Source organism: Moorena sp. SIO4A1 (assembly GCF_010672065.1).
In the GTDB taxonomy this organism is placed as follows: domain Bacteria; phylum Cyanobacteriota; class Cyanobacteriia; order Cyanobacteriales; family Coleofasciculaceae; genus Moorena.
Map to the genome: position 1 here is coordinate 76,698 of NZ_JAAHHX010000007.1, position 21,291 is coordinate 97,988.

22 protein-coding genes and 1 pseudogene are annotated in these 21,291 nt (G+C 43.6%); 10 read left to right on the forward strand and 13 right to left on the reverse strand.

Going from position 1 to position 21,291, the window contains the following annotated elements; genetic code table 11:
* Positions 1–80: 80 nt before the first annotated feature.
* Positions 81–428, reverse strand: a complete 348-nt coding sequence (locus F6K53_RS06870; RefSeq protein ID WP_229415186.1) for a hypothetical protein — start codon at positions 426–428, stop codon at positions 81–83.
* Positions 429–638: 210 nt separating this feature from the next.
* Between F6K53_RS06870 and F6K53_RS06875 the strand changes: the two genes are divergently transcribed.
* Together F6K53_RS06875 and F6K53_RS06880 are read left to right on the forward strand one after the other, a co-directional pair.
* Positions 639–1,997 carry a DUF3370 domain-containing protein gene (locus F6K53_RS06875; RefSeq protein WP_293024410.1) on the forward strand — a complete coding sequence of 453 codons (1,359 nt, stop codon included), beginning with the start codon at positions 639–641 and terminating at the stop codon, positions 1,995–1,997.
* A 245-nt stretch (positions 1,998–2,242) separates the two neighbouring features.
* Complete coding sequence (locus F6K53_RS06880; protein ID WP_293024412.1) at positions 2,243–2,641, forward strand: response regulator transcription factor; 399 nt, start codon at positions 2,243–2,245, stop codon at positions 2,639–2,641.
* A 137-nt stretch (positions 2,642–2,778) separates the two neighbouring features.
* Here the strand turns inward: F6K53_RS06880 and F6K53_RS06885 are convergent, their stop codons facing one another.
* A complete protein-coding gene (locus F6K53_RS06885; protein WP_293072193.1) occupies positions 2,779–3,000 on the reverse strand; it encodes a hypothetical protein in 222 nt (73 codons plus the stop codon).
* Between the two features lie 259 nt (positions 3,001–3,259).
* Here F6K53_RS06885 and F6K53_RS06890 point away from each other — a divergent pair, with 259 nt between their 5' ends.
* On the forward strand, positions 3,260–3,823 hold the full coding sequence (locus tag F6K53_RS06890) for a DUF2854 domain-containing protein (RefSeq protein ID WP_293024414.1): 564 nt from the start codon (positions 3,260–3,262) through the stop codon (positions 3,821–3,823).
* Between the two features lie 147 nt (positions 3,824–3,970).
* Here F6K53_RS06890 and F6K53_RS06895 read toward each other — a convergent pair whose 3' ends face one another.
* Positions 3,971–4,222 carry a chlororespiratory reduction protein 7 gene (locus F6K53_RS06895; protein ID WP_044495296.1) on the reverse strand — a complete coding sequence of 84 codons (252 nt, stop codon included), beginning with the start codon at positions 4,220–4,222 and terminating at the stop codon, positions 3,971–3,973.
* 124 nt (positions 4,223–4,346) lie between these two features.
* On the opposite strand from F6K53_RS06895, the gene F6K53_RS06900 reads away from it, so the two are divergent.
* Positions 4,347–5,786 carry a YdiU family protein gene (locus F6K53_RS06900; RefSeq protein WP_366511332.1) on the forward strand — a complete coding sequence of 480 codons (1,440 nt, stop codon included), beginning with the start codon at positions 4,347–4,349 and terminating at the stop codon, positions 5,784–5,786.
* Positions 5,787–5,836: 50 nt separating this feature from the next.
* On the opposite strand, the gene F6K53_RS06905 is transcribed toward F6K53_RS06900, so the two are convergent.
* Complete coding sequence (locus F6K53_RS06905; protein WP_293080216.1) at positions 5,837–6,385, reverse strand: Fis family transcriptional regulator; 549 nt, start codon at positions 6,383–6,385, stop codon at positions 5,837–5,839.
* Between the two features lie 206 nt (positions 6,386–6,591).
* Entirely contained in the window at positions 6,592–7,245 is a 654-nt protein-coding gene (locus F6K53_RS06910; RefSeq protein WP_071107622.1) for a sigma-70 family RNA polymerase sigma factor, read from the reverse strand.
* Positions 7,246–7,430: 185 nt separating this feature from the next.
* Here F6K53_RS06910 and F6K53_RS06915 point away from each other — a divergent pair, with 185 nt between their 5' ends.
* The gene (locus tag F6K53_RS06915; RefSeq protein ID WP_293043862.1) at positions 7,431–8,156 is read left to right on the forward strand and encodes a L,D-transpeptidase; all 726 of its coding nucleotides are present in this window, start codon (positions 7,431–7,433) and stop codon (positions 8,154–8,156) included.
* A 62-nt stretch (positions 8,157–8,218) separates the two neighbouring features.
* Here the strand turns inward: F6K53_RS06915 and F6K53_RS06920 are convergent, their stop codons facing one another.
* Both F6K53_RS06920 and F6K53_RS06925 read right to left on the reverse strand, forming a co-directional pair.
* Positions 8,219–8,776, reverse strand: coding sequence for a late competence development ComFB family protein (locus tag F6K53_RS06920; protein ID WP_293043864.1), 558 nt, complete (start codon positions 8,774–8,776; stop codon positions 8,219–8,221).
* Positions 8,777–9,918: 1,142 nt separating this feature from the next.
* The gene (locus F6K53_RS06925) at positions 9,919–10,863 is read right to left on the reverse strand and encodes a M23 family metallopeptidase (protein ID WP_293072432.1); all 945 of its coding nucleotides are present in this window, start codon (positions 10,861–10,863) and stop codon (positions 9,919–9,921) included.
* A 406-nt stretch (positions 10,864–11,269) separates the two neighbouring features.
* On the opposite strand from F6K53_RS06925, the gene F6K53_RS06930 reads away from it, so the two are divergent.
* Entirely contained in the window at positions 11,270–12,136 is an 867-nt protein-coding gene (locus F6K53_RS06930; RefSeq protein WP_293080219.1) for a hypothetical protein, read from the forward strand.
* Positions 12,137–12,233: 97 nt separating this feature from the next.
* On the opposite strand, the gene F6K53_RS06935 is transcribed toward F6K53_RS06930, so the two are convergent.
* Positions 12,234–12,455: an RNA-binding protein hfq gene (locus F6K53_RS06935; RefSeq protein ID WP_293019611.1), complete on the reverse strand. Its 222-nt coding sequence runs from the start codon at positions 12,453–12,455 to the stop codon at positions 12,234–12,236.
* A 207-nt stretch (positions 12,456–12,662) separates the two neighbouring features.
* Between F6K53_RS06935 and dapF the strand changes: the two are divergent.
* A pseudogene (dapF, locus tag F6K53_RS06940) lies at positions 12,663–12,932 on the forward strand (diaminopimelate epimerase); the annotation flags it as partial.
* Here dapF and dndD read toward each other — a convergent pair.
* From dndD to dndC, 4 genes are all read right to left on the reverse strand, one after another.
* A complete protein-coding gene (dndD, locus tag F6K53_RS06945) occupies positions 12,921–14,300 on the reverse strand; it encodes a DNA sulfur modification protein DndD (protein ID WP_293080221.1) in 1,380 nt (459 codons plus the stop codon). The pseudogene dapF and the gene dndD sit on opposite strands and share 12 nt — an antisense overlap.
* Positions 14,287–14,427, reverse strand: a complete 141-nt coding sequence (locus tag F6K53_RS06950; RefSeq protein WP_293066090.1) for a hypothetical protein — start codon at positions 14,425–14,427, stop codon at positions 14,287–14,289. Before F6K53_RS06950 ends, dndD begins: the two co-directional genes overlap by 14 nt.
* A gap of 74 nt (positions 14,428–14,501) precedes the next feature.
* Positions 14,502–15,089, reverse strand: a complete 588-nt coding sequence (locus F6K53_RS06955) for a DUF924 family protein (protein WP_293066093.1) — start codon at positions 15,087–15,089, stop codon at positions 14,502–14,504.
* A gap of 21 nt (positions 15,090–15,110) precedes the next feature.
* A complete protein-coding gene (dndC, locus tag F6K53_RS06960; RefSeq protein ID WP_293066096.1) occupies positions 15,111–16,661 on the reverse strand; it encodes a DNA phosphorothioation system sulfurtransferase DndC in 1,551 nt (516 codons plus the stop codon).
* Between the two features lie 277 nt (positions 16,662–16,938).
* Between dndC and F6K53_RS06965 the strand changes: the two genes are divergently transcribed.
* Together F6K53_RS06965 and F6K53_RS06970 are read left to right on the forward strand one after the other, a co-directional pair.
* A complete protein-coding gene (locus tag F6K53_RS06965) occupies positions 16,939–17,112 on the forward strand; it encodes a hypothetical protein (RefSeq protein ID WP_293066099.1) in 174 nt (57 codons plus the stop codon).
* Between the two features lie 106 nt (positions 17,113–17,218).
* Entirely contained in the window at positions 17,219–18,820 is a 1,602-nt protein-coding gene (locus F6K53_RS06970) for a DGQHR domain-containing protein (RefSeq protein ID WP_293066102.1), read from the forward strand.
* A gap of 55 nt (positions 18,821–18,875) precedes the next feature.
* Here F6K53_RS06970 and F6K53_RS06975 read toward each other — a convergent pair whose 3' ends face one another.
* Entirely contained in the window at positions 18,876–19,355 is a 480-nt protein-coding gene (locus F6K53_RS06975; RefSeq protein ID WP_293023306.1) for a DNA phosphorothioation-associated protein 4, read from the reverse strand.
* A 441-nt stretch (positions 19,356–19,796) separates the two neighbouring features.
* Between F6K53_RS06975 and F6K53_RS06980 the strand changes: the two genes are divergently transcribed.
* On the forward strand, positions 19,797–21,188 hold the full coding sequence (locus F6K53_RS06980) for a DUF2252 family protein (RefSeq protein ID WP_293066107.1): 1,392 nt from the start codon (positions 19,797–19,799) through the stop codon (positions 21,186–21,188).
* Positions 21,189–21,291 lie beyond the last annotated feature (103 nt).

Genomic DNA, 21,291 nt, shown 5'->3' on the forward strand with positions numbered 1-21,291 from the left:
CCGTAGGCCACGCTACGCGAACGCGAACGGAACATCGCGTTTTGCTGCTGACGTGGGATTTTCTTGAAATACTCACTGGTTTAAGCCGATTGTCTACTTATGACTAGCTCTGATAACTGATTTGAGTAGCGAGGGTGGAGCAACCCGAGTACCTCCTGTTTTTTGTAAGTGAGAGTCAAAGCATCCATAATCCCTTCCAGCCATCCTTCCCGATTTCTAAACAGCCAACGCTGTAGTTCTTTTAGGGGCATTCCAGCAACCGCCTCAGTGGGCAAAGCAGTTAGAATTTCCAGAGGGACAATAAAACCAAGAGACACTTCCCCATAGGTAACCATAGCTAATTCAGTTCCTGACTGCCAGCGTGTGCGATCAGAACGTGCCTTGGTGGAAAGTTGGGCAAGGGAAACTTGGTGGTAAAGAAAAGTCATAGTTATAGATTCAATATATTCCCATGCCATACTGGAAAATTCCAGCTGACATCACTAAAACTCAGAATTCCCAGTTAGCCAACACCTGTGACTAAAAACCTGTAACTAACAGAGTTTCTGAACTTAGCAGATGGCACCCTGATCCAAATCTTGGCCTCTTCGCGTCTTTGTGGTTTAACCAAGTTTGGTTTAATTAAAACCCCATTATCCATGCTGCCATTTTTACTAAATTTCACCCTGGCTCAAACGACCCCAGCACCAACACCTCAAGTAGAAATCGTGCAACTCCAAGAAATACGCCCTCTAGCAGGACAACTAGATAATGTACCCGTATTCAACAGCAACAGTCCCGAACTAGTACAGACTGAAGGAATTTTACTGTCCACATTTCCCCCTTCTGACAAAGCCAATCCAGGGGCTCACTTAAACTTTCCATTTCAGGGGCGCTTTGATATCTTTGCCCACCATGTTGCCAAAGCACCCACCCTAGATGATTTGCGCACCCTCTATCTAGGGATTATCCTCCACAATCCGGGCAAAGAAGCAGTAACAGTAGATATTATTGAGGCAGCTAGTTACCTGAGTCAGCCTGATGCACCATTTATCGAATTACCCTCCCAAGTAGATAATTCTTCCGGTAGAGTTTATGCTGGGCCTGGTAGCCGAGTGATGAGTGATATCCTCCGTGGAGGTAGGCAAGACGGATTTCCTGCCCAATTGGTGATTCAGGCTCAGCAAAGCCGCATGTTGCTGAATCTGCCAATTCCAGTGCGAACCTTGACACCACCGATTAATGGTCGCTCAACGTTGATGCGGTTATACAGTGATGGAAAGGTATACGCCGCCAGTCTTGCCAAGTATGCACCTTTAGATACTGATGGGAATGAACGCTCTCCTACTATAGCTCAATGGCAGGATTTATTAGAGCAAGGGGAGTTAGCTGGACCACGCGATCGCGCCCCGACTGATCCGATTGCTACTACTGGTTCAATTATCTACGGTCGAGTGGCAGGAGTAGCCCGAGGCTCTAGATGGCAAGCTCAGTTAGTGGATAATCCTACTGCTCAATCTCTAACTATTCCGCAACCGGGAAAAGCCTTTTCCTACGGACTGAGTACCCTCCATCACGGCAGGTTAGGTACTGGTCAAATTCAGAGTGCGCCGATGTTAGTCCGTTATCCAGATACCGCCTATTTTGCCCATGGTAACTATGGGGTGCAATACAGCCTGACCTTGCCACTGATTAATCCCACCCGGGATACTCAAACGGTCACTCTGGCTCTTGAGACACCGATTAAACAGGATCAAATCCAGGGAGGATTAAGGTTTTTAAAGGCACCAGCTAAGCAAATATTTTTCCGAGGGACAGTGCAATTGAGCTATAAGGATGATCAAGGTTTACCTCGGACGCGCTATGTGCATTTGGTACAACGGCGTGGTGAGCAGGGGGATACCCTAGTGAGGTTGCAGATGCCACCCCTTGAGCAACGGCTGGTGCAAGTCGATTTTCTCTATCCACCAGACTCGACACCCCCCCAAGTTTTAACGGTTCGGACACATCATCAATAGACCTCTTGCATAAGTCTCAACCCAAATGTAAAAAACCTAGCCCTGTGAGGATGGCAAGGTGGGGAGTATGTCACATCAGGTTATATGTATCAATGTAAATTGATATTGTAGTCAATGTAATAAATTCATGAAATGATCAGTTGATTATCTCGAAAGGTAGATAAAATGTTACAATCTAACTTATTAGACTGAAAAAGTCAAACAATGATCAGCGTCTTCCTATGTTGTCCTGTGAGCATCCTGCCTTGCGAGTTCTAGTAGTTGACGACCATGAATTAACTCGATATAGCCTTCAGTTAGCATTTTCGGCTCAGGAGAATATTGAGATAGTTGCTCTTGCTAGTAACGGGAAAGAAGCCATTGATATGGTAGAGTGCCATCGCCCGGATGTTATAGTACTTGATCTACAAATGCCTATGATGGATGGTCTAAGTGCAGCCACCCGGATCAAAAGTCTAGAGCCAGACACTAAAATTATTGCCTACTCTTCAGTAGAAGACCCCCAAATTGAGGTAATGAGCCAAACCGCTCCCGTTGATATCTTCTGTAGGAAAGATGTTGCCACTTCAGATCTAATTAATTTAGTTAGGAAAATGGGGAGTGATAAAGTTAACCGTCTACAACCACTAGCTAAAATCAGCTGAGAAACGAAAACTAGAATAAGGCGCTGCTAAACTAAGGAATTATGCAATTATAGTCGGCTAATTTCCCCATTACCTCATTACCCTCAATTATTCCATTAATCAGCAACGCCAATTTTTTGAGGCATCAGTTAGCCTTTCTATTCGGGGAAAGTACGCTTAAATTCATCGATTAGGTCATCGAGTTCTTCTAGAGCCTGATTAACATCAATTCTGAGGGTACCCAAATCGGGTTGCTCCAGAAGCCGTAGCAAGGATTCCCGTTTACTGGTGATTAAGGTAATTCGCTCCTTAATTTTTTCCAACTCCATTTTTGGCTGTCTCTTATCTACAACTTTATGATAACGATCAGATTTTATCATAAAAAGGGGGAATAAGGTATTTAAGAGAAAGACTTGGTGCAATTATTAATTCGTTCTTACTTGCCTGGAGTCGGGAATATCGGTCAAGCCAGTAATCAGAGTATTGGGTTGATGTAATGATGGGAAGATGGGGGATAGGGCAGATAGGAGTGGATAAAATTCACCCAAAACCATATATTGGTAATTTTGTCAACTTCTATGACTTGACCACCACTCTATGATAATAAAACTGGAGTTATTTCTGTTACATAGCTAAATAATGTTACCCCGAACTTCCCTAGGAACTGTAGGTCTAGTCATTGGTGGATTACTGACCGTAATCGGCTTTGTTGCCTACGCTACCGATAATGCCACCCTGAATCTAGTGGGATTCTTTTATGGAATTCCGATTCTACTAGGAGGTCTTGCCCTCAAAGCTGCCGAGTTAAAGCCTGTGGAATTAAGCCAACCAACAATTCCTGAAGTCCTGACGCTGCGAGAGCAAAGCGCCACCCCAATCCAAAACCAGATTCGCAAAGACGTAATGCGATATCGCTATGGTCAAGAAGCCCATCTAGATAGTTCCTTGGAAAGCCTTGGTTTATCTCCTACTGATGAAGAAAGACCTGTGTTGATGGGGTTACGAGAAACTTCGGTGGATGGTGCTTATGCCTTAATTCTCGAATTTGATTCCCCACTAATTCCTTTTGAGACTTGGCTCAAAAAGCAGGAAAAACTGGAAAACTTCTTTGGACCTGGTATTAGAGTAGATTTAACCGAACTTGAAGAAGACCAGGTGGATGTAGCACTAGTGGCAATACCCGAAGAAAGCACCAGCGTGTAAAGACCTTACCTTTAAAGCTCTCCGCTGTTACCTAGACGGGGATTCTCCGTTGAAACAGTCTGTCATATACCGCCCTGTGACGCTGAGCGCCGAGTTGTTGCCTAGACATCGGCGCTCAGCGTTGCTGTTCTGTTGTCGGTATAGTTTTTACAAGCGCACTACATACCATTGTAAATACTCTCCAGGTCCTACATCTAATTCACAGCTGGTCTCCATCAAATACTGTCCTTGCTCCTCCAAAGAAGTCAAATGCTGCAAATCCCTTGGCAAATCATCCTGACGATTTGCCAAGATTGCCATTAACTTTGACTTTAACTCCATTGGAGTCAGAATCACCTCTGGCTGATTAGTTTCTAGAACTACATACCCATCTTCCTGGAACATTATAGAATTAGGCATATCTTAGATCAAATCCACTTTCTTCCTTCGTTTATAATCTTAGGATGTTTGTGATTTTTTGGGTCTTTGTGGTAACTAAAAAACTATTCATTTGCAAACCTATTCCCGTGCCAGCTACAAAACCCTGATCGATATGTTTCTATCTCTCAACTACGAGCCAGCCTTAGAATCCCTCGGATATGACTATTTTGACGAAGTAGCAGCAGCAGAATTTCCTAGGCATATCCTGCGGTTTCGTAACGACCAATTGTTACCCCGTATTGGATTAAATCCCCAAGACACTAACGACCAAGACTTTATCCAAGCTTTCGGTAAATTTCAGGGAGTTCGACCCTTTTTAGCCCTGCGCTACCATGGCTATCAATTTGGTGAATATAACCCTAGACTAGGGGATGGCAGAGGTTTTCTCTATGGTCAAGTAAGAGGTATTGATGGGGAACTTTACGACTTCGGTACCAAAGGCTCTGGCACCACACCCTACTCCCGAACTGCTGATGGTAGACTGACCCTCAAAGGAGGGGTGCGGGAAGTACTTGCAGCTGAAGCGTTGCACCATCTTGGAGTTTTAACCTCCCGCTGTCTGAGCCTGATTGAAACTGGAGAGCAACTGTGGCGAGGTGATGAACCTTCTCCAACTCGCTCATCAGTTATAGTACGTTTTAGCCGTTCCCATATCCGGTTTGGTACCTTTGAGCGACTGCATTACTTTAAGCGTCCGGATTTAATCAAGAAGCTATTAGACCATGTGATTGAGCAGTACTACCCAAGCATAATCCCCCTAAAGGAGGATAAGAAACAGGAGCAGTATGCTCAGTTTTACGCTGAGTTGGTGGAACGAGTGGCTCGATTGGCAGCCCAGTGGATGGCAGCGGGTTTTTGTCACGCTGTCTTAAATACCGACAATATGTCGATTACTGGCGAAAGTTTTGATTATGGACCATTCGCCTTTATCCCCACCTATGACCCTAAGTTTACCGCTGCTTACTTTGACTATTACAGGCGCTACAGTTATGGCAATCAACCTGGAATTTGTCAGTTAAATTTAGAAATGCTTCAGCAACCGTTAGGGATGGTAATCCCAACATCGGAGATGGAAGCAGGTTTAGCCGAGTTTGGGAAACATTATTACCGCAATTATCGGCACTTGATGCTGAATAAACTGGGATTTGAACAGTTGCCAGAGTCGGAAGAGTCAGAGTTATTGAGGTTAACGATTCAGTTCCTGCAAGATACTCAGGTTGGTTATCACGCTTTCTTTGCTGAATTAGCCCAACAGTTTGATAAGAGTTGGCGAGATGATGTTACTCAGATAATGAGCCGAGAATCTTTTTGGGAGTCAGATGCTCAGTATTCCTCCCTAGCAGATTGGCGCAATTTATACCACCACCTTTTACAAAATTTATCAGTTGATCAGCTTAAGGATATGTCAACACTTTTGCGAGATAAGAATCCGCACACTGCTTTACTCAGACCTGTAATTGAGGCAGTTTGGGAGCCAATTACTCAAAAAGATAATTGGGAGCCGTTTTATGAGTTGATCAGCAAACTACAAGCTAAACAATGAAACAGTGATTAGTTCCAAGCCGAGGCAAGAACCATTTATCTGAATTTAATTTAATTCAAATTAAGATTGTTGACATTTCCATTAACTTCTGGTGTTAACCCTGACGGTCTAGGAGATGACACTGGAGCTAATGGTATCTCTAGCAGCGGTCGATTCAGAGCAATCCTGAGGGGTTCTGCTTTTGGCAATGGAGTTGGGTTAGTGGCCATCTGTGGCACTGGTGAGGGTCCATTAGGCACAATCATCGAAACCGCACCGACAAACATGGCAGCAAGGGCAGCACCACCCCAAACAAATTTTCGGCGATTCCGGCGGCGGTCAATTTTTGAGAAAACTTGCTGTGCCAGTTCTTGAGCTGGTTGCTCTGTTTGTGGGACGGGCATGGTTCGGAATGCCTGACGTAGCATCAGCAGTCGATTGTATAATCGTTTGGCCTCTGGGTCAGTTGCCAATAGCTGCTGCACATCAGAGCGCTGTGCTGATGTTACTTCCCCATCAACGTAGGCACTGATTAATTGAAAGCGATTGCGTTTGAGGGAATCCATATCTTTGGCAGATTCCTGCCCATAAGTGTTATCAGGGTTAAATTTAGAGGTCATTTTCTCATCACCAACGAGTCATCGTAAACTCCCCACACTAGATATCCCATATTTTTTATATTAAGGGAATAACCAATACAGGAAATCCGGCGCTTTAGATAAAGATTTGAACAAGCTTGTCTTCTCAAATTATGGGATTTAGATAAAGATCTGATTAAGCAAGCCTTGTAAAGATTTGATATATTATTAAGTAACTATACTGATGTTTAGGAATCTAGATAAGCTTGCAGGTGAGATTGCAATCTCGCTCTTGCTCTAGCAATTCTAGACTTAACGGTTCCGAGAGAAGCGCCAGTAATTTCGGCAATTTCTTCATAAGCCATACCTTCGATTTCCCTAAGGATGATGGTAGTACGAAACACTTCTGGCAACTCTGATATTGCCTTGTGCAGTTGCTCATAAAACTCTCTGGTCGTCATATCTTCTTCTGGACCAGGCTCTGCTGAAGCAATTTCCCAATCCATATCGCCATCATCCATATGACGTGGTGCATCCAGAGACAGGGGGTGGGCTACCCGCTTGCGTTTGCGGAGCTCATCATAGAACAGATTGGTGGCAATACGGCTTAACCAACCTTTGAACTTGACTGGTTCATTAAGTCGTTTAATATTACGGTAAACCCTAATCCACACCTCTTGGGCTAAATCGGAGCGATCTTGCCAGTCTGGTGCCAAGTGATACAAAATCTTATCCACGTGGGACTGATACCGACGTAGTAGCTCAGCAAAGGCTGTGCGGTCAGGACTCATCCCTTCCTGACAGCGTAAAACCAAATCATAGTTAGAGAGTTTCTCAGGTTGCACCGGCAGTTGAGGAAGTGTTACCTCTGTTGACCAGGATAGAGAAATTGGTTGACTCATGATTGGAATAGCTTCTAAAACTTTCTTCCTCTCATTGACTCCCAACTTCTGCGATTGGTTCCCGCTCATCGAGCACTAGTCTATCTTACATTTTCACGCTTGTAGTGGACTGAGCCAGCAAACAGCCAATTAACTATTAAATTAACTAGTCATTTCCAATTAATTAACTATTAAATAAATTAATTATGGCCATAAGCAACTCAATTAACACTAGCTTAATGATATTTTGCTTTGGGTCAGCAGGATTGTTAATCTCAGCTACACTACCACAGCTTAAGCTGAAGCAACTTACACCTGAGATTAGCCAGGTCTTGCCAGCAACCTCTCGGTTGACCATAGCACGACTCGATACAGATAAGACGCTGACAAAAACCTCTTCAGTATACCCAGAACTGGAACCGTTGTCATCCGAAAAAACAGCCTCAGATCTGATCAAACCTCAGGTAACGCTAAAGAGACTGAAATCAAAAATTCCCAAGGTTTTACCAGCCACCTCTTATTTTACTGATGCAATTGCTGCTATTACTTACCAGGTAGTTGTGGATTTGAGTGATACTACGGTCTACTTGTACTGGGGAGAACAATTGCTCCAGAGCCACCCAATTGCTATTGGTAAACCCGGTTGGGATACACCCACTGGCAGTTTCAAAATTATTCGCAAACAACCCAACCCTATTTGGAAAGAACCGATTACTGGTGAACTCATACCTCCTGGACCTGATAATCCTTTAGGAGAAAGGTGGATTGGTTTTTGGTCTGACGGGCACCATCAAATCGGGCTTCATGGCACTGATGAAGAAGAGCTAATCGGCACAGCGGTTTCCCACGGCTGCTTACGGATGCTCAACCAGGATATTAAACAGTTGTATGAGCAGGTAAGTCTAGGAACACCAGTCATTGTGAGAGATTAAACATCTCAACCGAAAAATTGCCATTGAAAAGGGATTTTTAACCATCACCTGTTAACACTGACTCAACGTAATCCATTTGAGCCCTGAGGCTTTGGCTCAAAGTGTGGTGCAAACTCCTCTAACATATTACTAATCTGTTCCATCAGATCGCTGTTTTTTTTGCCGATTGCTTGGCGATCACCGCCAAAATCAGGTCGCTCTAGATATTTGGCTATGGCATCCTTGACTTGATGGTTAATTAAATCCATTAGGTCTTGCTTTGCTCTTTTACGCTGGTATTGAGCACCTTTTTCGGTAGTGGCATAGAGAGGGGGCAGTCTATTGAGGGCATAGGCAGCAATATCTCCTAGCTCCAGAAAGTGATCGCTCTTGTCTTCTATCTTGGTAAATTGATCAATTGCTTCGCTTAATACCAACTCTTCCATGACATTGATAAACTGCTTGCGAGCAGCTGTAACCACCTCACCACATAGAAGCGCCCCCATCAGTCTGTCTAATGCCATATATTCTTCAATGGAGAGTTCCGAAGCTGTGTCACAAAGGCGACCGACCTCACTCTCCATCAGGGGAGTTAAGTAGCCATCTTTCAACGCTTTTTCTACAATTTGCTCAATTCTCATGAGTAGATTTAATAGCTATTGATTTAATGGTCAAAATAATTAATAGTATAATCTAGGAATTTAGCTTCGTCTTTATCTGATTAAGCTGATCCCGATGGGTGAATCTGGGGGATTTCGTGAAGCGGAGTCAGTGGTTAGTGGGATTTCCTAGTAAAATCAAAAAAAGAGTAGGAGTAAGTTAGCCATAGGGCTTTAGCCTATGACTAGCTACAAACACGAGGAATTTATGGAGTAGTGGTCAATAACCACTAAATCCTAAGGGAAGGACAAGTTAACAGCTAACCAATAGGGAAAGGGCAAGAGTAAAGAAAATTTTTCCCTCTTGCCGGTTACGTTTACCGATACTTTTTAGCTACCAAAATCTACTTTGCCGATTTTAGCCCACTAATGCAAGCTGCTTAAGCAGCCAGGGGGTATCTCCCAAGGCCAAGATAGGTTTTGTTCCGCTCTTGGCGCAATTATCTGTGTTTAATAGAAAACGCAACCACTATCATGGTTTGCTTTGGTTTTCGGCTTCAATTCAAGGAACCAGAATGTTTTCAATGACACTATAAAACTAATCATTGTCTAACCTATTTTTGTAGATACTGCAAGATATTTGGAGAAAATCGTCAACAGTGGCTAGCCCTTTACCCTTGATGTTTAGATTTATCTATGATAGCAAATGTGCTGGCTTAGTTATAGTATAGGTGATCCAGGTGACATACTCCCGACGCTGACAAGCGCGGTACAGCGTGGGCTTCTTACCAACACCATCCAACGATATCGGCTTTCGCCGACGCTGCGCGAACGGTTACACGGGTTACTTTATTAACGACACGGTCAGAAGTTACCGTAAGGATAGGGTCGCCTTTATGGTTGGTAGGCTTAGGGTAAAAAGGTTAAATCTTATTGATTAAGGCGACCCTATCTATCGGTTTCGTCTCCGGGATGCCCCTCCGCGCCGGAACAATACAACTCGTTCTATGTTTAGCTAGTAGGTGGCGGTTAGCTCTTAATTTGTTTCCCCTACTGTCCCTAGTATAGCCCATTGGCATTTCGACGTTCCGACCCTTGCCCCGCGCTTCCCATACGACACTTACCCAATGAAGGTAAAGTGCGGGGCTTCTCGCGGTTTAGCTAAGTGATGGGCTAGGGTCAGGTCAATTGATACCTTCCCATCTCCAGGGTACTGGGTCAACCGACTTACCGTGAACATAGAGACCCCAATGTAGATGAGGACCAGTGGAAGCACCTGTAGAACCAATGGTACCAATGACCTGGCCAGCTTGAACAAAATCCCCCTCTTTAACTTTAATTTCGCTCAAGTGCAGCATGATACTGAGTACCCCTTGACCATGGTTAATCCCTACGGTGTTCCCATGAACCCGGAAACCTTCAGACTCTCGTCCCACTAGTGCTATCCTTCCTGCTGCTGGTGCTACTACTGGTGAACCGAAGCGACCGGCATAGTCAACACCACGATGGTAGTAGTTTTTAGCATAGACACCGTTGTAGTAGCGACGAACACCGAAAACACTGGAGACACGAGCATTGTTGGGTCTATAGAATTTACCATTCCAGAATTTTTCTGGGGTCAATAATTTTTTAAACTGGGCAACCCGATTTAATTCAAATTGGGTTGCTGGGGCAGAGGCTTTGCCAGACAGCCAGATGCGTTGGACAGGGAAAGACCGATTCTGAAGTGGTACAGCTATGTTGTTGACTTTACCATCACCAGCCACTCGTAAAACCAATTTTCCTGGTTTATCTAATGGGGTAGTGGGTACTAAAGCGCGATAACGATTTGTCCCTGCTGCAAAAGTAGGATAGGTCTTTTGACCCATAGAAACGGTTGGTGGTGAACCAACTGTTTCCGTTTGAATTACCACTGACAAAGTATCGCCTAACTGGGGATTGTCTGGTTGAACTTGTACCTGTAAAGCTTGCACTGGTTGGCACAGGGCTACAAAACCCGATGCCAGGGCTATTGCTGTCGTTGTAATCAGGCGTTTGGCAAGGTGCTTTGCACTCAGAAGTGGGGTGGGACTAGAAGGAGAATAGTGCTCTAGCCCTGATAGTGAGCCATGAGAGGATAGTGATTTCACTGACTTATACAAAGCGCGACTATAGATTTTTATTCTTTAGCTACTGGGGCATAGACTATCATTTAGCCCAGTGTGTTTCCAATTCCATCTAGTTTGCAGATGAACGGGACCAAAGAAGATTGAGTCAGGTGCCATCATAAAAGGACATCTAACTAAGGTGGATAGTCTATCACACTAACGGTTAGGCTAACTCGGTGGATGGATTCTCTATATCAATCAATCCCAAACTATGAAATAGTTTTTTTTAAGGGTAACTCACGATTGCCAAACTAAGTCGAGGTTTAAATTAATGGACAGTTGGATCATCAAGCTCCATGACTTCATTGGTGAAATCCCCTTCCTGGTGATTTCTTTAATTACAGCCGTAACATTTTGCTTTTGGTTAATTCCCTACACCACTGACTTGATGGTCAGCTGTGCAGCGGGTCTTGCTGGTGACTATTTAGGGCGCGAGCAACGCACCTTGGTGATTAACTCAAGTACCAACAATCCTGAGTTACTTTTAATGCTTGTCTCACTGGGATTAGGTAGGCTAGGAGGGATAGCTACCCCACTAGGCTCAAATTTTGCAAACATTTATCTTATGTTTTTTGTTGCTCCATTCTTTGTTTTATTTAAGTGGTTTTTTAAGAGGGATTTCAATAAGATATTAAATCTCATGACTCTAATCAATCGTGAAAAAAAGTTGGTAATTTGGCATTCAATTATGTCCTTAAGTATGTTTGGATTTGCCAGTATAGCCTATTGGTGCCTAACCGGAGGCTTTCAGTTTAATTATTTATCAGAAGACATCCCATTAAGAACATGGCACTGGTTATTAATCGGAGTGTTGATCTGTATAATTGGGATTGGGATATTTGTGTATTTTGAAAATAACTTGAAAAAGAAGCGCCCAGGATTATTTGAAGATATCACTGAGGAAGATTTTGAGTCAAACTGGTGGAAGTTTTTTTTAGGGACTATATCCCTGACGGTATTATGTTATGTTTTAAATGCCTTATTCTTGGCCTATACTGAACTATATAGTTCAGTATTAAGTCAGTGGTTGGGCTCAGCAGTTTTTGTGGGATTACATTATTTTATCGGTAGTCTGATATCTTCTTTACCAGAAGCGAATGTGGCAATAAAAAACTATGAACGTCTAACTTCACCGGATCTAAATACAGCCCTAGCATCAGCAAGTCAATCAAATATGACTAATCTTGCCCTGGGATGCTTGGGCTGTATTATCGCAACTATCTTGTTACTGACTGGACTAAGCTATAAGTTGTAAATCAAAAATGAAGAATTCAGAATGAAGAATTCAGAATGCAGAATTCAGAATGCAGAATGCATTCAAAGAACAGTCTTGAGCCTTGAGCCTTAAAGCTTTAGCCTTGAGCTGCTTGTGGCTTTAGATAAGCGATCGCATGATGAGGGATCATGATGGTCTGCTGATCTTGAGTGATCAGACACAGGCAGTTTTGATCTTGCCAGCACAACTTCCCCCTGAAGGAATCCCCGGTAAGAAGTTTTAGCTCTAGGAGTTGTTGGTCTTTGATATAGCCTTGAATTTGACTAATACTGGGCAAGCCGGTATCGAATTGGGCCATAATCACAAAAAATCGTGGAATGCGTGGGAACCCTACCAATCATAACCAATCATACTTGGCCAGGAGGGTTTTTGGCGTTTTGGGCAGCATAATCAGAAAAAGTATTTTAATCAGTCGGTAGCTAAATCGAGGAAAATTCGCGAAACTTAAACAAAAGGCTGCAAAAGAATTACCATAGCACCAGAGCCGATTAATAGGGAGTTTACTATGGAGTTTACAAAGTACCATGGACTTGGGAATGACTTTATTCTGATTGATAATCGGGATGACCTGGAACCCAGAATAACCTCAGAGCAAGCACTGCAGCTATGCGATCGCAATTTTGGAATCGGTGCAGATGGTGTTATTTTTGCCCTGCCAGGACAAGACGGTACTGACTATACGATGCGGATTTTCAACTCTGATGGTTCTGAACCAGAGATGTGTGGTAATGGGATTCGCTGTTTAGGAAAGTTTCTGGCTGATTTAGAGGGGGATAATCACAAAACCCACTATCGCTGCTTGAGCTTGAGCCAATTCCGTTTGTGCCTGTTTTAGTGCATCTTCGAGTTCTTGATAGGATTCCGGAGGAGCAGCTGTTGCTAGTTGTCGTTTAGTAGCATTAATATCTGCTTCCAGATTTTTGCGCTTAGCTAATTGCTCTTCAGCTAATTGCTTTTGAGTTGGTTGGTAGTAAGTCAGGAGATTAGTTAGGGAATGAAACATTTCTTCCTCAGCTCCTAACCAAGGGTCTTTAACCTCCCCAGCCTCTTGCTCTATTTGTTGATTTTCTTTTCCCAAGAACGCTTTAATTTTATCAAATTTTTTAGCAGGCAACTTGAGGGCAGTCAATAAATCTACCAGACGTTGATCACGCTGTTGTAAAATATCTCTAGCTAGTTTAGCCTGTGATGCCCGCGATTCTTTTTCTGCTTGAGCTTGAGCTTGGGTGAGTAGGGGTTCAATTAACGATAGAGGCAAAATACCAGCTGCTAATTCCCTCATCTGTTCACGAATTTGTTCAACTTTAGTATTGTAGTAATTTAGCTGACTCTCTAGTTGGTTCCGTTGGGCTGCTATTTTACCACCATCACAGACAAATTTATCAAAAGCTTGTTGCTGTTTTTCCCTGGTTTGTTCTAGCTGTTCTTGAATACTACATAACTCTTGTTTAGCTAGCTCATAGTCTGATTGTTGAGAGGAAAGCTTTTTTTCGATATCTTCCAAATTAGCAAGTTGCTGTTGATTCGCCATAGATTTGCGTTTGCGCGTCACTAAAATATCAAGGTCAATGGCTAAGCGGTCAGCAAGTTCTAGACCAAGTAATGATCGAATCGCTTCCACAACAACCGGGGGTGGTGTTTCCACTTCTGCTAGTTCTTTAACCTGTTCCCCATCAAAAAGAAATAGGTTTGATATTCCTAAGGGCAACAGATTTTCAATGTACTCGTCCCAGGTATTGGTTAGGGCAGAATCCAGCCAGTCTCCCTCTAAAATACCTAAGTTATCCTTACCATCTTTCGGTTTTTTTGTCCAAGTGCGTACAATCCGATACTCCATCGGCTGGTCGTTCTCAATATGTTCAAAAACTAATTCCACTCGGGTGTTGTCAATAGGTAAGGCATTGCGATTGACTGACTGAGTTAGAAAGTCGCTATAACTCAAATTGCCACGGGTGGAACATTGAGCGCGGTGTCCATATAAAGCCAGACGAATCGCATCCATCATAGTGGTTTTGCCGCCACCATTCATACCACCGACTAGAATAATAGGTCGAGAGTTATCATCTCTTTTTGGACAGAGATTGATTACCTGACGCCCGAGATAGGGGCCAAAGTTTTCTAGGACAAGTTCAAGGAAAATCACAGGATTTATCAAGTATGAATTTTCTAGGGAACAGGGAACAGGGAACAGGGAATCGGGAATCGGGAATCGGGAATCGGGAATCGGGAATCGGGAACAGGGAAAAGAGAAAAAAGTATGTGTACCTCATAACTATGATAAACGCTATAGTTGGTGTTAATCGTTTACCGTTAAATCTCAACGATTAAGTCTAAATAATTAACGCTAAAAAGATGAACCGGGCAGCTTTATAAATTCCTCCTCTTCTGGAGTATTAACCCGACCAAGGATTTTATTGCGATGGGGAAAGCGACCAAAACGTTCAATCACTTCTAGATGACGATAGGCATAATTAATGGTACTGGCACTATCGGGATCATCTTTAAGAGTCGAGAATAATTCAACACAGTAGCGCTGATGTTCGATATTTTCGCTATGCTCAAATGGTAAGTAGATAAACCAGCGCTGGACTGGTAAGAGTTCTTTGTCAAAGCCTCGATCAACAGCATACTGGGCAGTAGACAAGGCTTTGGAATCAGTAGCAAAAGCTTGGGGTTGACCCCGAAACATATTGCGAGGAAACTGATCGAATAGGATAATTAGCGCTAGGCAGCTATAGGGTGATGTTTGCCAATTATCTAACTCCCCAGTCACGGCTTGTTGATAGATGTCGAGGAAACGCGATCGCATTTCTTGGTCAAAATCTGGGTTCTTAGTAAACCAGACTTTGCGGGATTTGCCATATTCGGGTTCGTCCGGCTTACCAAACCAGAAATTTAATATCTCATTAAATCTATCCAAAGCCTGTATCATAAGTTACTCCAGTTTTAAGGATTACGAATTTTGGACTGGAAATTTTAAATTTGCCCAAGCCAGCTGCTTGACAGTGTCAACATCCCCTTCATCAGCAGCTGTTTTTAAATCTCGTTTCAAGTGAGCATTAGCGATCGCATCTTCTTTAGACCGAGAACTAGTATCAAAGCACCGCTCCAAAGCCTCATAGATACCAATACGACGAGACCTAGTCACATACTGGCGTTCTGTGTCTAGCAGTTTTGCCATTAGTTCGAGATGCATAGCATCATTGTCACAGATTTCTTCTAAGACCTGCCACTCATCAACACCAAGCAGATGGTTTTCAGCGCCAGGACGGATGTCTTTGAAAGGTTCACCAGTAACTTCCTCATAGATGCGGGGCAAACTGTCGTCAAATTCGTGTTTTTCTTCTAGCCAGATGCGACGAATCTCACTAAGTTCCTCTTGACTAATCAAGGTGATGTCCCCCATATTGTCTGGACAATTCTGACGAATTTCAGTTTCAACAGTAAGCAATCGCCTCAGCCAATACTCCCGTGCTTCTTTGGTATAAGGACCAGGAATTGGCTCAACAGAGATTTGTCCATCTAAATTCCGTTCATACAGTTGGACATTACCATTGCTACGTCTAAAATCTCGTCGCTCACGGTTTTCTCCAGGCTCCAACTCCTTTCGCAAATCCAGTAGAGGTTCCAGCCATTCCTTCTCTTCGTCATTATCAATCATCGCTGTCAGGGATTTATCCTGACTCACCAGTGTACAAACCCAGCAACCAAAACGAGAGCTACCACAACTAGGAGTAGAGGTATCCACAACTAATGGACATTCGTTATCAGCACTAGCCCCTCGATACATAGCAAATAGATCTTTATTGCTGTATTCCCAAGGGTTTTCCCATTGCATGAGATAGAGCCAAACCTCATCATTTTGCCAATCTTCAATGGGGCTATAAACCAACGAGTTGGGTAAATTCATATTAGGAGTTAGACGATCACGTACTCGTTTAGCTTCCATTTTTTTCATCCGTCTTGCCCGTTGTTGGCTTTCAGCTTTGCGAGTGCCTAAAACAACAATAGCCTCTCCACTAGATCGGATAACATTCCGAATAAAACGGTTAGAGGGTTTAATTTTCAAACGTTCAGTACACCAGCGAAATTTCCCCCGTGGGGCTGGGTAACCTTTGCCAATTAAACTTACCCAGTAGGTTTCTTTAACCTCCGGTTGTAAGAGATGGGGTTCAAAGGGCAATCCTTGAGCTTCAGCTGCCAACTTAATCTGTTTTAGGGAATTGCGAACCCAAGCTGAAACAATCGGATTCTCTACTAAGGTGTCTGTAGTGATGACATAGATAGTCTTAGTTCGCTGTTCTGGTGGCAGAGCTGCGATCGCATTCCATACCAGCTGTAGAGTGGCGGTGCTATCCTTGCCACCACTATACCCTATAACCCAGGGAATTGCGTCTAAGCAGTACAACTGTTGAATTTCGGTGGTCAGAGCAGTAATCTCTTCCACCAGCTCAGCCACAGTGCGATTTTTTGGCTTATTTTCTGAGAGTTTTACCTGATTCATCAGTCTTCACGGCAGTGGGGAAACCCCCTCTGGGAAAGAGCGGGGTGCTTACTCTCTGCTAAGACAAGGCTTGGCAGATTGGTCCTTTTTTCGAGCTTATCCCAAGTTTTGAATAAAATTTCTTGACAGTGGATCTAACGTTTTTCTTCCTAAATTGGTATGATTAATAGTTTTACTCTATCGAACCTCGAGTATAGGGAAATCAGCTAATTTGATTGTTAAAAACTTGTGCTAGTCTTAAAAATATTTATCGTAAGCATATGCGCTACGCGCACGCGTGCGCGTTCAGCGGTCAGCGGTCAGCCGTCAGCTAAAGGCTCATGCTACGGGAACAGCTTATTTTATTCAAAAGCACCGATTGCGCTACGGGCATGCTGCGCGAACAGTAGCGTGGCACAGGCTTTGGCTTTTGGCCACGCTGTGCGAACGACGCTGTGAGGTAGCGCATTAGCTGAATGCTGAATGCTGAATGCTGAATGCTGAATGCTGAATGCTGAATGCTGAATGCTTACTATTTATCGATAGCTTCTACAACGCAGCATTATGGGTTTAAAACTATGGTGATCAAAACTGAAAATCATCCCAATGACCTCGCCAAGCAAATACTTGAACAAGAAAGCCGAGATCGACAAGCGCTGGCGTTATTGCTCGATAGACATCTGGCTAGAAACGATCAAATCTTGGTGCAGAAAACTCACATGGGCACTACAGAGGCATTTATTGGCTCAGTCACTCTGGAATGGTTAGCGATTCGCGTCCGCTACGCCTCCCAACTACCGCTATTTCAACAAAAGTTTGATCAACAAACGAACAATATCGTCAGGGATGCCGATACCATCGAAGCGCTTCAGCAGCGTCCCCTTGATTGGTCACGTCAAGCTGCTCTGGCTCAATATCTAGCAGCCCGCAAAACTCACAAGTTTCCCCCAGTCTTGGTAGTGCTTAGCTCTGGGTGGGTAGATAATGCCCAAGCTGCTCAGTGGGATAAGAATCAACGCGCTCGGCAGTCCGCAGCTGAGTTCACCAGTTTAGATAAAGATCGCACAGTCGGACTGCTTGATGTTTCAGACCATGTTTCAATTTTTGCCTTAGATGGTCAACATCGACTGATGGGAATCCAGGCTCTGATGGAATTGATTAAAATTGGTACGCTCCAGAAATATAGCAAAGGGAAAAAGCCAATCGGCTCCCTGATTACAGTGGATGACTTGATTGAGGAGTATCACATCTCGCCAGGTTATCTCCAAAGTCTAGCGACAGAAAAAATTGGTATTGAGTTTATTCCTGCTGTCGTTCAGGGAGAAACCCGTGAAGAAGCACGGCGACGCATCCGATCGATTTTTGCTCACGTTAACCTGATGGCAGTAAGGTTGAGCAAAGGACAACTAGCGTTGCTCAATGAAGACGATGGCTTCTCAATCGTTGCTAGAAAAATTGCCATGACTCATCCTCTACTGAGGGAGATGGAAAATCGTAATCCTCGGGTTAATTGGGATAGCGCTACGGTTTCTGCTAAGTCAACCGTCTTGACTACCCTACAAGCTCTCAAACATATATCTGAGCTCTATTTGGGCTACCAATTCTGTCACTGGAAACCCTGTGAGAAAGGTCTAATTCCCATGCGTCCTGAAGATGAAGAGCTAGAGATGGGAACTAAAACATTGACAGAGCTTTTCGACTATCTCGCTAGTTTACCCAGCTATCAAAAGCTCGACCATGGAAAAGAAACACCCCAGCTGCGTCGGTTTAACCATGAAAGGGGTGGAGGAGAAGGAAACATGCTATTCCGTCCAGTAGGACAAATCGCCCTCGTTCAAGCTTTGGGTATCCTAGTATGTAACAAGGATTTCTCCCTCAAAAGCATCTTCGAGAAACTTCAAAAATACGATGGTTCGGGTGGCTTTAGTCAGATCGATCACCCACAATCCCCTTGGTACGGGATTTTGTATGACCCAAATCGAAAGCGAGTGCTAGTTTCTGGACGAGAGTTAGCCTCCAAAGTGATGTTATATCTTTTGGGTGGTGTTACAGAGCGTATGGAACGTGCTCAACTGCGCATCGCTGTGGCTAATGCCAGGAGTGTTGGCAAAGATCAAGGGATCAGCTTTGAGGGCAAATTTGTGAAACTGAAGGAGGTAGGATTACCACCTCAGCTGTAACAGAAGTAGTGACAGCGCCTACACTTCCCTATCGCGTAAGTGTAGGCGCTAGCTCTCACAAAAATCGACTCAAATCAAACTCTTGTTGCTCATTTTCTTTATATTCTTTCTTCTTATACCTATCATTATTTAAAATTAACAAAAGTCGCTCGGAATAGTCTACTGCACCTCGCAACTCATTGCGCAAAATATCAAGCCCTCCATTGGCATACTCCTCAAAAATATAGATGCGTTTGTCCTCAGACTCTTTATCGATAGAAGAAAGAATTTTAGTATCTTTAATCTCAGCGATCGCAATTAATTTAATTACTACCTCATATCCCCTTGAGACAAAAATTTCCAGTCCAATCGGACCAGGCTCTCGTTTAGAAATTACCTTCAGGGGCGATCGCTTTTTACGCTTTACTCCTAAAGCAGCTGCAAACACCATCACATCAGCATAAGTCTGAAACGGTCCGGTTTTTCCATCGGAAGCGGTTAGGTCTTTCACCAAAGCCGCCTTATCTTTAGCAACCCTGATTCTGTTTCCAGCCATTGTCTTGGTGTCTAGTTTTAATAAATCTTATGCACAAGGCTAAGCGCAAAAACCGTAAAGTGCGGTAATCTATTTATTATACCATCAATAAAAAGAGTAAAGGAATAGCGTAAGCTATCAGCTATCAGCTATCAGCTATCAGCTATCAGCTATTAGCTATCAGCTATCAGCTAATGCCTCCCAGCGTCGAAGTCTGTGCCACGAGTCAATGGACTTTTCCCCAGACTTTCAATTTTCATTAATCTAGAACTATTAAATTATCTCGTTCTAGGTTGATTTTAAGCTGTTTGCGTAGCGTGAGCTTTGAGCTGACGGCTGACGGCTGACGGCTGACGGCTGACGGAATAGCCTCTTAGAGATCTATTGCTTGATGTTTCATAGATTAACGTAATTTTGAGTTTATTGAGTTGAATGATGAAGACTTGTAAGCAACTAGTTTATGTGAGTGCGTTTGCAATCCTACTTTTACTGACTAACCTATCCTGTGCCTCCCCCGACCGACCGGACCCCCAAATGAAAACCAGCGATCGCGCAACGGTAGTCGTGAAAACGATTCAGGAGGCAAACAGTGACATTTCTAAGCAAGATCGAGAAACTAAATATTGCAAAATGGCTTGTTCTGAATTTGTCTTCTACCGTGGCACTAACCAATTATTTTGGAAAGATTTTGCTGGCGATAATCGCCTCAAGGATTTTGGAAATGCCAAAACCAAGATTTGGTTATCCGGAGATATGCATGCCGAGAACTTTGGGGCATATGATAATAATCGAGGGGAAATCGTTTACCCACTCGATGACTTTGATGATGGGATTATTGCTGATTACCAATATGATGTCTGGCGCATGGGAGCTAGTTTAGCATTGGTCGGTCGTCAGAATGGTTTGTCTGCTGAGGAACAAAACAAGGGGATTGATGCCTTTAGTGAGTCCTATCTTGATACTATGGCTTCCTATCGCGGTAATGATCGTGAACTGGAGACTTACTTCACTAAAGACAATACTTATGGGAAGTTGGATGACTTCCTAGAAGGAGTGGAAGCTAGCGAAAGCCGCCAAAAAATCTTGAAAAAATGGACAGAACTGGACGGAAATCAGCGTCGCTTCGATTTATCCAAGGTTAAGTTAGGCAAAGCTACTGCTTCCGAGCGACAGGATATTCAGAATGCGATCGCAGATTATAAGAAAACGTTGACAAAAAAATTTAAATATGATAAAGATTACTTCCGAGTCAAAGATATTGCGCAACGTTTACTGGCTGGCACTGGTTCCTTAGGAGTGCCCCGGTATTATCTCCTAATTGAAGGCGAGACGTCTTCCCAGAAGGATGACCGGATCTTGGACATTAAATTCCAATCTTCCCCTACTGCCTATGATTACTTGAGTCAGGAGGAACGGGAAAAGTATGATAAAAATTTTAACAATGAGGGTCAACGTCACGCTTTAGCCTATCGAGCCTTAACCAAGTACACCGATAATCACCTGGGCTGGATGAAACTAGGGGATGGGTATTACTCAGTGCGAGAGCGATCGCCATTTAAGGAAACCTTTGATATCACTGAGCTAACCAAAGAGAAACGCTTTGTTAAGCTAGCTGAACAATGGGGTCAAGTGTTGGCAACAGCTCACGCACGAGCTGACAAAGATTTTGATGCCACCTTAGTGCCTTATTCCATAGACAAACAGGTGGATAAGTTGACTGACGGTCGCCACAAGGAGTTTCGGCAATTGGTAAGGGAATTGGCTTTGACTTATGCTGATCAAGTTAAGAAGGACTATGGTTACTTTGTGGACAAGCTGAAACCCAATAGCTGCTCTAGCGGCAGTTGTGACTAATCCTTTTAGTTTAATTGGCTTTGGTAGAATGTAATCCGTTGATATGGCAGAGGGGAAAGCTTCATTAACAGGATAAGCGGTAAAGGGAGGGTCGCGATCTAGT